Here is a 3,055-nt window from a genome sequence, read left to right on the forward strand (position 1 = left end):
CGTACGGCCTGCCCCGCCCGGCGAGCGGGCTCTACACCCGCCTGCGGGAGGGAGCGGTCCCGGTCGTGGACACGGGCCTGGCCGCGGCGGTACGCGCCCGCCGGGTACTCCCGGTCCCGGCGGTGGCGGCGCTCGACGCCGACGGCGTGATCCTGGCGGACGGCGACCGCGCGGAGCCGGAGGCGGTGATCGCAGCGACGGGCTGGCGACGGGGCCTGGAGGACCTGGTCGGCCACCTGGACGTACTGGACCCCGACGGCCTGCCGCACACCCGCGGATGGCGGTCGCCGGAGGGGGCCCGGGGACTGCACTTCGTGGGCTACGCCCGGCCGACGAGCGGAAGCCTCCGCGAAATCGCCATCCAGGCCCGTGAGTTCGCGGCGGAAGTAGCAAGAACCGAAACCTGACCCACCCGCGGCCCGGCGGCTGCCGGGCGCGTCACGACGACCGCCGGAACAGCGCCGTCCACATGAACGCCTTCCCGAAGTACGCGGACTCCGCCCCCTCGTCCCGCATGCGCCGCAGCTCGACCTCCTCCCACCCCGGCTCCCCGAAGATCCACCGCAGCGACTCCGGCGTGTACGCCAGCCCGCCGTGCAACCGCCCGTCCCCGTAGAGCGCGGCGTCGGGCAACTCCGAGCCCATGCCGCCCGCGCCGGCCGCGAAGCAGGCGAGGCCGAAGAGCCCGCCGGGGGCGACGTGTGCGCGCAGCAGGGCGAGGTAGCTGACGCGGCGGTGCGGGGGCAGGTGGTGGAAGCAGCCGGAGTCGTAGACGAGGTCGTACGGGCCGCCGCGCAGCGGGCCGGGCGCGCCGCGTACGAGGTCGAAGACGTCGCCGCAGTGGAACCGCACCGCCACTCCCGCCTCCCGCGCCCGCTCCTCGCCCCACGCGACGGCGGTGGCGGAGAGGTCGACGGCCTCGACGTCGAAGCCGCGCCCGGCGAGGAACACGGCGTTGCGCCCGGGGCCGCAGCCGAGGTCGAGGGCCCGGCCGGGGGCGGCGAGGCCGCGGTCGAGGTAGGCGGCGAGGTTCTCGTCGGGCTTGGCGGCGAAGAACGGGACCTCCCGCTCCCGGTCCGCGTAGAAGCCGTCCCACCAGCCGCTGCCCTGACCGCTCCAGCGGTCGGCACCGGTCTCGAACATCCCGTCCAGCAGCCGCAGTACGTCCTCCACGGACCGTACGTCCCGCTCCATGCGCGCGTCCCCTCCCGCCCGAGGAGCCCGACGGTACGCGACCGCGCCCGGAAACGAGGACGGTGCCCGTCCGACGACTTCCCCTGATGGTCATCGGACGGGCACCGTGTTGGCCGCTCACCTCATCGGTGTAGAAAGCGGCCGACCGCTCGGCCCGACTTTTCCCCCTGTTGCGGGCCTGAGAAGAGAATGGCAGGGGCCGATCAACGTTTGGTTAACGGCCACGTCAAGCTTTCGTTCAGCCCTCGGCGGGGGTGTGCGGGCGGGTCGGCCGGGGCGTGTGGGACGGGCCGCAAGGGCGCCTCGGGGACATTGGCGAGTAATCGCCAGCATTGCGCCGGGACGTCCGGATTCCTTGACCACCCTGCGGCCGCCCGCATACTTTCGCGGCTGCCGTGACACTGCGAAACGGGGGCTGGGATTCCTAATGAAGTTGTCAAGCCGCCAGGGTGACGGGTGGTGTGGGGCTGTAGCACCGTCCGTCACGCAGGAGGGCCCACAGAACGTTGACCCGGCGGCGTGCGAGTGCCATCACGGCCTGGACGTGGCGTTTGCCCTCGGCTCGCTTGCGGTCGTAGAAGCGGCGGGATTCGTCGCAGCAGCGGATGCTGATCAGTGCGGAGGTGTAGAAGACGCGTTGGAGGCGTCGGCTGTAGCGTTTGGGCCGGTGGAGGTTGCCGCTGATCTTGCCGGAGTCGCGTGCGGCGGGGGCGACGCCGGCGAACCCGGCGAGGCGGTCGGCGCTGTCGAACGCGTCCATGTCGCCGCCGGTGGCGGCGATGAACTCGGCGCCGAGCAGCGGGCCGATGCCGGGCATGCTGGTGATCACTTCGGCGTGCCGGTGCCGGCGAAACCGGGCCTCGATGAGCTTGTCTACCTCGGTGATCTTCTCGTTGAGGGCTGTCACCTCCCGTGCGAGGGAGTGCACGACCTGTGCGGTGACCGTCTCGCCCGGGACGCTGGTGCGCTGGCCCTCGGCGGCCTCTACGGCCTTGATGGCGAGCTGGTCCGGGCGGACGACTTTGCGGTTGCGCAGCCAGGTGGTCAGCCGGCGGGTGCCAGCGCGGCGGATGGCGGCGGGGGTCTGGTAGCCGGTCAGCAGGATCAGCGGACCGACGTTGGTGAGATCGAGGTGGCGTTCCAGACCGGGGAAGATTCCGTTCAGGTGACCGCGGAGCCGGTTGACGGTTCGCGTGCGGTCGTCGGCCAGGTCACGGCGGCGGCCGGTGAGGACCTTCAGCTCGGTGACCAGTTCGTCGCCGGATTTCAGGGGCATCAGGTCACGACGGACACGAGTCTGGTCCGCAATGATCGCAGCGTCCTTGGCATCGGTCTTGCCGTCGCCGCGGTAGCCCTCGGAGGCGCGGTTGACGGCCCGGCCGGGGATGTAGAGCAGGTACTGGCCATGGTTGAGCAGTACCGCGATGAGCAGGGCGCCGCCACCGTCGGCGAGGTCGATGCCCCAAGCGGTCACCTCGCCCAGGGCGAGCACATCGCCCACGAGCTGGAGCAGCTCGGTCTCATCGTTCGCCACCCGCCGGGACAGGAGCCGCTTGCCGGTGTCATCGATCACCACGCAGTGGTGGTGGGTCTTCCCGGCGTCGATGCCGGCCCAGATCTCGGTCACTCACTTCTCCGCAGGTCGTCTTCGTACGGGTACCACGGACGACCTCGCTGTCGAGTCCCTACTGAGCGATCAATGCCGCAATTCCTCATGAGCAGCCGAGTCGTCGTGGAGTCCGGGCGGCCAATCCCAGGCAGCCACCAACGGCAGAGAGCTGAAAGCCACACCCGGACCCCCTGGGTGAGCCAACCCTACGAACGGCTCGCTCAGCCCGATCAACAAGGTAGGGAGAGCTGA

General features: G+C 71.0%; 2 protein-coding genes and 1 pseudogene. 1 reads left to right on the forward strand and 2 read right to left on the reverse strand.

The genetic code is table 11. The features are described from left to right. Positions 1-407: pseudogene (locus H5J30_RS24295) on the forward strand (NAD(P)/FAD-dependent oxidoreductase); the annotation flags it as partial. A 31-nt stretch (positions 408-438) separates the two neighbouring features. Here H5J30_RS24295 and H5J30_RS24300 read toward each other — a convergent pair. Both H5J30_RS24300 and H5J30_RS24305 read right to left on the reverse strand, forming a co-directional pair. After that, complete coding sequence (locus tag H5J30_RS24300; protein WP_181789500.1) at positions 439-1,194, reverse strand: class I SAM-dependent methyltransferase; 756 nt, start codon at positions 1,192-1,194, stop codon at positions 439-441. A 436-nt stretch (positions 1,195-1,630) separates the two neighbouring features. After that, positions 1,631-2,821, reverse strand: a complete 1,191-nt coding sequence (locus tag H5J30_RS24305) for an IS110 family RNA-guided transposase (protein WP_181789501.1) — start codon at positions 2,819-2,821, stop codon at positions 1,631-1,633. Positions 2,822-3,055 lie beyond the last annotated feature (234 nt).

Origin of the sequence: Streptomyces phytophilus, assembly GCF_013870535.1 — a bacterium.
GTDB classification, from domain to species: domain Bacteria; phylum Actinomycetota; class Actinomycetes; order Streptomycetales; family Streptomycetaceae; genus Streptomyces; species Streptomyces phytophilus.